This is a genomic window from Nostoc paludosum FACHB-159, from assembly GCF_014698835.1.
Lineage (GTDB): Bacteria > Cyanobacteriota > Cyanobacteriia > Cyanobacteriales > Nostocaceae > Nostoc > Nostoc paludosum.
This window is the reverse complement of record NZ_JACJTU010000120.1, coordinates 1-6,702: the sequence shown is the minus strand read 5'-3', so window position 1 is coordinate 6,702 and position 6,702 is coordinate 1. Positions and strand designations below refer to the sequence as shown.

Here is a 6,702-nt window from a genome sequence, read left to right as displayed (position 1 = left end):
ATATCTCAAACCCGTATTTTATCATATTCACTAGTTAGCTTTTGATGCTTGCATTTACGTCTCATAAGCTAGCCACAGCAAAGCTTTGACAGTTTTCGGAGATGTCTATTTTTGTTGGGCGTAAATGTGCACAAACGGGTATTCTTTGTCTAGTTCTGACATAAATTAGAAGTGGAGGGATTATTTAATCCCCCTATCAAAAATTACTGATGCAAACGGGTTTGACTACTGTTCGTAGTCCGAAGCTGTGGTGCTGATTCTTCCTTGAAAGTGCGATCGCCTTCCACAATCCCCAACGCCTCTTCAAAAGGTTGGGTAGCTGACAAACAAGTTAGCCCTTCAAATCCCTCCGCTTCTACTCGAACTTCACCTGTAGCCGAGTCGAAATGAATCAAAACTGAACGTTCCATACTATCTCCTTACATATTGTTGTATTTCTTGATGTCCAGCAAAAGTCAGCCGTAAAGTTTGTACAGTGCCGTTGGTTGATTGTGCGATCGCGCACTCCCCAAATTTCTCTTGTAATTCAAGAGCTTTAGCTCTCACCATCCGTTGTCCGTATGCAAGCATTAGTTTATTGCTGAAAAAGTCTTTGCCCAACTTTGGAACTGTCTCATAGCTATCGTGTATTACGTCATACACACCACTTGAGATGTTCCATTTAAAACCGATGTCTGCACGGGCTTTTATGGTGCGACCAGATACGATGATTTCAGCACTTTGCCCTTGAGATGACCCGTAGTAGCCTTTTAATGACTGTGCTTTTTCATGAACTTGCGGTGATAAGTTTAGATCTGTGAGGGCTTGTACTAAACATTCGCGATTAGTGAGTTTGGTTTTAACGGTTGAGAAGTGTGACATGAGAATTTTGTCCCTATATTAGGAGTGCGGTATTCTTTTTTGAAATGAATATTGCATTTTTCGTTAGGTACTTAGTCTTGGGCGAATACACTCCGCCCAAGGCTGTTTTTTACCTAAATTTGAATGACATAACGGTAGCTTTCGACAAACCCACATCACCAGTTGCAAGCTGTTGCAGATTGCGCTGTTCATCTAGTAGCTTGGTGCGAATTTCTTGCATCTTTTGCTGCAAAAGGCTTTGCCCCTCACTACCAAGATTTTTCGACTCAATCGCCGGATCGTTAACAATCGAGTCAATGTGCGCCATCATCGCTTCTAAGCTACTACCAGCTTGGGGGTCAGCATTCGCTAGTAGTACCTGAACCTTCATTAGATGGCGTTCCATCTTTTTTTTAAATTGGATTGGTTTACGTCCGGGTTCCCAATCAGCCAACTCTTCAAGTAACTGTGCGGCGAGTTGTTCACCGCCAGCTACAGCCGCTTCCTTCAATCTTTGTTCCAAGTTTTGGTCGTACTGGTTGATGAACTGAGTGATTTGATTGAGGCAAAGAGCTTGTTGCTGCGACAGTTGTTCGGACAGTGCCGGGATAATCACTGGTCTTGATATTACCACTTGCAAACAGTCTTCCAATTCAGCCAAAGTTGGGAATGCCTTCAGAAGATTAGCTTTTACTGACTCTTGCTTAGAGAGCGGCAGTTCCCAGGTATTCAGAGAGATGAAGTTTTCGATTCGCTGTTGATAATCTTCCAAGCCTTGCTCGTACTCATTTAGTAGTTTGGCGCGTAGTGTTGGTGCGATCGCATCTCTAATGTTGAGCAATTGACTCCACACCAAGGGTGCAAGGTCAATTGGGCAAATCCAATCACCATTGTCAGATGTCATCCATTCCTGGACGGAAGCGATTTCTTGTCGGAGTTGGCTTGCAGCTTCATTTAAAGCTTTGAATACTTTGATGCCACGCAGTCCAACCTCAGAATTTGTAACTTTAATGAGGTCTGATTCTGTGCCAGTATCTTCAGCTTTTAGTACATCTGCCCATTTAGGGGCTGCGCTTATCGTGCTGTTTTTGATTCGGATACCAAAGCGAATTCGGGTTTTATGCAACTTGGAGAGATTGATTCTTTCAACAGTTGCATCAGTGAGAAATGTTTCGTTAGGTGCGATTGCCTGTACCATTTTTTAGTACCTCAAATTTTCACTTTCAATTAAGCGAAGCTTTTTATTAACCGGGTGAAACTTCGCTTGCTAAAATTGGAATCAAACTTAAACAACAACCCAATAAATACCTTGTTGCCGAACCATAAGACATTGTTTATTGATTCTGGTTGTTCCCACTGCTTGATGATTTTTGAGTTGTTGAATATTTCTGATAGTTCGATAAACTATCTTTTGTGAATTTCCCCTCTGAACCTTAACAGGATATTTAACAACAGGTGGTTTATGTATGGACATCACAGCAACCCCATCTGCACAGCAGTTTGTTCCTTCGACGGTTCGTAAGTCATCCCTTGAATCTCCTGACATCGGATAGATAATCGTGTCTCATTGAGGCTGATTTCTTTTGTCTTCTTTTGACTTGGCAGGGGCGAGAATACATACTTGATATTTTTCCTACTACCATCAATTCGCAGATATTTATAACGTGTACCCTCAATCATGTATACTTTCGATTGATTCAGGGTTTTTGGGTCATAAACAGGATTTAGTTTCATGACTTTTTCTCTAATTCCAAGTAAAAACCTGCACCTGTATTTGCAACTTTAGCCAAGTTGCTATCCACTAATTTCTGAATTACGTCCCTACTAAAATTCAGTTGCGATAATTTAGCTCTTCCACCGCATCTCTGGAGATAGCGTAAGCAGGGATAATAAGAAGAAGCTTCTAAAACACGTTTTTTCGACATACTTTTCTAGCTGAATACTTTGAGACACTGCGCTTTGCGTTTCAAATTCCCTTTACCATCATCACCATTGGTTGTAATCGTCGGCTGTTGAGAGCATTGCAAGCGATTACAAGTGAACTCCCAATGATTGATTTGCGTTCTCTGACGATGTTCTATCAGTACAATCTTGCCTTTGTATGCTGGGTCTTGACCACTGATTAAATATGCATCACCCAAAGCATAAAATCCAGTGGCTACATAATGCCGTTTATCTAGCCCCATCAGTGCATCCCAAGCCTCTTGAAGTTGCTGTAGTTTACTCATTTGTTGTGTCCTAATTTTTTCCAATCATCCAATCCAAGGGCAGCATCAAAAACAATTCGCAATTATTACCCCATGCCTGAAAGCAGGAACTTGAAATATAGATGCTGCACGTTTTTGTTTCTCCATGATTAAAATCAAGGGCTTGAAACCTGAATGAATTAATTTTCAATTTCGTTTGCAATTGCGAATTGCGAACTGCGAATTGCGAATTGTTTTGGTCGTCGTAATCCCAACCGTTAGCCAAAAGCCACGGCAGAATTCCATCAGATTTGAGCAGCTTGGACAAGTCGAAATAGCCAGAAAACTGTTGTAAGTTCTCGACAGTTGGTTGAACAATTGTTGTGGTCATTCTTTTTATTGGTAGTAGTGAATTTACAGCACAGCAAGCTGTAGATAAGGCTGAAACAATTGATAGTAGAATTCGTTACAAGCCCTGCTTACAGCTAACTGATACATTCATACTTAAGACATAGCTTTAAGCAAGCTTGTCAACTAATCTGCAATAATTGGTTTTTACCAAACTTTTGACTCAAAAGGCGGATTATTTCCGCCCTTTCTTGATTAGGATTTTCTGGTTAAAATACGATTTCATTCGCAGCCTTGGTTACAGCTATTGCTTGCTTACTGGTTTCTCGCCAGTCTGTTTGTTCATTATAGTTAGCCATAACTAACTCGCTTCCTATCCACACTCGACAGAACAACACGCTCTCGTCTGTCCCCGGCTGCGGTTGAATTGTAACTGGAGAATAAAGCTGTTGTGGTGTCAGCAGGGTGATCGCCGCTAATAAACCTTTGGCAAAATGAGTATCATGACCAGATTCAAGGATATATGTTCTGTCAGCGAGTATAGTAGCCAACAGTTTGTAAACTTCTTTCCCTCTGCGTTCACACTTCTCGAATTTGATTTCTCGCAGATATCCTGTTAAGGCAGTTTGGGCGATCGCACTCGGTTCACCATTACTGAGGGTGTACCACAGTGAACCGTTGTGACGATTGCAGTAGATTTTGCAACTGCCAGCCTCAGAGTGCAATCCCAATTTCGGTTTATTGATTGCTGCAACTAACTGCTTGAGTAGTTCTTCTTGACGCATTAAAGCAGCAAGTAATTCTGCATTATTTTCTTGAGAGGTCATTTGCTTATCCAATACATTTCACTCTTTCATTGGCGAAGCCGTTAATTTCAGATGTATCAAGTGCAGAGCAAATAAAACAGCGCTCTTGATTTCACAAAAGCTCTTTTTCTTACTAATTATTTACAGTTACAGATTATTGATGTGAATTAAATCTTGCTAGCAAATCTTCACGAGATAATTCAAGACATAGTGGAGTAAATTCTTCTGGTGTTAACTGCAATAAACTATTGACTACTCTCGCTAATTCTTCATCCACAGTACCAAACCGGAATCTCAACAGGTTTTCTACAACTTGGCGTTGTCCTTGTTGTACGCCCTCTTGGATACCTTGTTGCTTAGTAGTTTCTTCCCACTGTTGATAAGCTTGCGACAAATTCATAATTAATTCCTGCTCATCTTCTGTTAAAGTTTCTTGCTGTTGAACTATAATGATGCGCCAATTAGTAATTAATCTTAAAGTGTTTTGCCTTAATTGGTTGCTTTCTGGAAGTGCCAACAGTTGAGCAACAGCTTGACCTTGCGTTTCTCCTTTGCCTAAAATCCTTAACCACAATGTTTCTGGTGTTATCGGTAGCTCGTCAACTGCTATTATGGCAAGCCTAAAAATGTCAGGCAGAAAGTATATTCCACTAGACCAGTTTTCTAACTCTAATCTGGCACCAAAATTGTTGAGTAGCTCACAAGAAGCTGATGGTACTATAATCCACAAGCGCGGCAAATCATTTTCATCTAAAGTTTTACCGTCTGCTTGTGCCTGAGAATTTAAAGTGGAAAATACACTCAAAAGTTTGCGAAGACAATTTCGGACATCTGTTTCATCAATTGGTTCACAATAAACTTCTATTGAACAATCACCTTGAGCAACTTTAGCGAGTAATCTAAGTGAATGTTCTTTGGTTTGAGTTACTTCCTGCGGTAAAAACAGAACAATTCCTCGGCGTTCCTCATCAGTTAGTAAACCACTAACTGCTACAGTACCCAATGGTGAAAGTAGCTGTTCAAGGTAATGTTCAACAAATTGACTGTAGAATCTTTGGGTCATGTTTTAGCAAACTGCTAATCTGCGTTATCTAAATAAAATAATTTGTGCCCATCCTAAACTATGTTTGAGAACCGCCAGCACGTAGTAATCTCAAAACTTCTTCTAACCCCGCGTTTAAATTCCGAATCTCAGATTTCATTTCTCGAATATCTGCTTTGACTTCACGCATATCTGATGCTAGTCCAGTAGCCAAGCTCAAGGTTCGAGCGATCGCTACTTGTGATGTCCCAATCGTTCCCGCCTGTATTTTCAGATTAGCCACGTCCTCTGTCAGTTCATTCAGACGCAGGTAAATATCATCGAATCTGCTGTCGTCAGTCATCTTCTTGAATTGGTTGGTCAATCAGTTACTGTTTTTCGTGTCTACTGAATATTTTAAGCTGCCAAAGATTGCCTGGGCATTGCTCGTCGCGCTGGCAAATACCAATTTTATGCTGATATCGCTCTTATATTCTGTAACCAATGCTGATTGCTGGAAATCCCGGCGTAAGGTAATGTGTACTAATTCAGTAATTGAAGTTGTTTTTATGACATTTCAAGAGCTTCAAACAGGCGACTACTTCCGTATTCTAGGCATCAGCACCCATTACGTCTACAGGAAAACCAGCGATGACTATTGCACGTTAAACAATACTTTGCAGCCGATTCGCCCCCACACATTAGTTAAAAAGCTAACTGGGGATGAACTTATTGAATATTTGGCACAACAGACGACTGCTGCTGAACATAAGCCCAAACCCGTAGTTAGGTTAAAATCCCGTCCTGTTCCCTCAAGAGAAAAGGCAGGCAGTACAAAATATGGCATTATCAACTAATCGGTAGTTTCGTATTCCGGGCAAGTGTTTGTTCTTTCAATCCTTGCCTTTTTCACACAAAAACGAAATTAGTAGCCTCGCATCTATCGACTAATGCCTCACACAAATCAGCCGACTTCACCCCAATCACCCCCGGCTGAATCTCACTAGTTAATCCATTGATGAGCGATTGAAAGTCGGGATGGTTGTCGTTAATTTCTAGCTCTATCAAATCTGGGGTTGTTGATGTGATTGTTGCCCAAGGGGGAAGATTTGAAGAAGCACTCGTCAGATAAAGTTTCACGTTTGCACCTTTTGGTTAACTTTGACATCAATAAACGGCTCAATACAGTCCATTGCTTCACCCAAGTAATGCAGCACATCCCCCAAGTGCGTTTTCATTTCTGGCTCAACGTCTTGCTGATTAGCTAGTGCAAGCCAATTTGCATCTTGAGCGATTGCTTGAATCTGGGCATAGCAAATATTAAATGTTCTGAGCATTTCGTTCGGTTCCATTTTTCATACTCCTTCAACAATTTCAGGAAAATAATGAAATAGCCCTCTTCTGTCACTTTCCGGAATAAGCAAGTAGTAAAGAGGCTAAATTATCCAGAAGCATAACAAGGTTTAAATTGATTCATTGCGGCAATTAGATGATTGAATCC

General features: G+C 40.9%; 14 protein-coding genes. 1 reads left to right on the top strand and 13 read right to left on the bottom strand.

Annotated elements, in window-relative coordinates:
- Positions 1-203: 203 nt before the first annotated feature.
- The 11 genes from H6H03_RS38775 to H6H03_RS38725 all read right to left on the bottom strand — a co-directional run bounded on the left by H6H03_RS38775 (position 204) and on the right by H6H03_RS38725 (position 5,565).
- Positions 204-410 (bottom strand): DUF2997 domain-containing protein, encoded by a 207-nt coding sequence (locus tag H6H03_RS38775; protein WP_190960293.1) that lies wholly within the window; start codon positions 408-410, stop codon positions 204-206.
- Between the two features lies 1 nt (position 411).
- Positions 412-861, bottom strand: a complete 450-nt coding sequence (locus tag H6H03_RS38770; RefSeq protein ID WP_190960292.1) for a DUF1257 domain-containing protein — start codon at positions 859-861, stop codon at positions 412-414.
- A gap of 109 nt (positions 862-970) precedes the next feature.
- The gene (locus H6H03_RS38765; protein ID WP_190960291.1) at positions 971-2,038 is read right to left on the bottom strand and encodes a hypothetical protein; all 1,068 of its coding nucleotides are present in this window, start codon (positions 2,036-2,038) and stop codon (positions 971-973) included.
- Between the two features lie 87 nt (positions 2,039-2,125).
- Positions 2,126-2,314: a hypothetical protein gene (locus H6H03_RS38760; protein WP_190960290.1), complete on the bottom strand. Its 189-nt coding sequence runs from the start codon at positions 2,312-2,314 to the stop codon at positions 2,126-2,128.
- Complete coding sequence (locus H6H03_RS38755; protein ID WP_190960289.1) at positions 2,314-2,574, bottom strand: hypothetical protein; 261 nt, start codon at positions 2,572-2,574, stop codon at positions 2,314-2,316. Before H6H03_RS38755 ends, H6H03_RS38760 begins: the two co-directional genes overlap by 1 nt.
- Positions 2,571-2,765 (bottom strand): hypothetical protein, encoded by a 195-nt coding sequence (locus H6H03_RS38750; protein WP_190960288.1) that lies wholly within the window; start codon positions 2,763-2,765, stop codon positions 2,571-2,573. Before H6H03_RS38750 ends, H6H03_RS38755 begins: the two co-directional genes overlap by 4 nt.
- A gap of 6 nt (positions 2,766-2,771) precedes the next feature.
- On the bottom strand, positions 2,772-3,068 hold the full coding sequence (locus H6H03_RS38745) for a hypothetical protein (protein ID WP_190960287.1): 297 nt from the start codon (positions 3,066-3,068) through the stop codon (positions 2,772-2,774).
- A gap of 10 nt (positions 3,069-3,078) precedes the next feature.
- Entirely contained in the window at positions 3,079-3,417 is a 339-nt protein-coding gene (locus H6H03_RS38740; protein ID WP_190960286.1) for a hypothetical protein, read from the bottom strand.
- 226 nt (positions 3,418-3,643) lie between these two features.
- Positions 3,644-4,201, bottom strand: coding sequence for a hypothetical protein (locus tag H6H03_RS38735; protein ID WP_190960285.1), 558 nt, complete (start codon positions 4,199-4,201; stop codon positions 3,644-3,646).
- 133 nt (positions 4,202-4,334) lie between these two features.
- Positions 4,335-5,243, bottom strand: coding sequence for a hypothetical protein (locus tag H6H03_RS38730; RefSeq protein ID WP_190960284.1), 909 nt, complete (start codon positions 5,241-5,243; stop codon positions 4,335-4,337).
- 58 nt (positions 5,244-5,301) lie between these two features.
- On the bottom strand, positions 5,302-5,565 hold the full coding sequence (locus H6H03_RS38725; protein ID WP_190960283.1) for a hypothetical protein: 264 nt from the start codon (positions 5,563-5,565) through the stop codon (positions 5,302-5,304).
- A gap of 205 nt (positions 5,566-5,770) precedes the next feature.
- Here H6H03_RS38725 and H6H03_RS38720 point away from each other — a divergent pair, with 205 nt between their 5' ends.
- On the top strand, positions 5,771-6,058 hold the full coding sequence (locus H6H03_RS38720) for a hypothetical protein (protein WP_190960294.1): 288 nt from the start codon (positions 5,771-5,773) through the stop codon (positions 6,056-6,058).
- A gap of 52 nt (positions 6,059-6,110) precedes the next feature.
- On the opposite strand, the gene H6H03_RS38715 is transcribed toward H6H03_RS38720, so the two are convergent.
- Together H6H03_RS38715 and H6H03_RS38710 are read right to left on the bottom strand one after the other, a co-directional pair.
- Entirely contained in the window at positions 6,111-6,341 is a 231-nt protein-coding gene (locus H6H03_RS38715) for a hypothetical protein (RefSeq protein WP_190960282.1), read from the bottom strand.
- Positions 6,338-6,553, bottom strand: a complete 216-nt coding sequence (locus H6H03_RS38710) for a hypothetical protein (protein ID WP_190960281.1) — start codon at positions 6,551-6,553, stop codon at positions 6,338-6,340. The genes H6H03_RS38715 and H6H03_RS38710 overlap by 4 nt, the downstream gene beginning before the upstream one ends.
- Positions 6,554-6,702 lie beyond the last annotated feature (149 nt).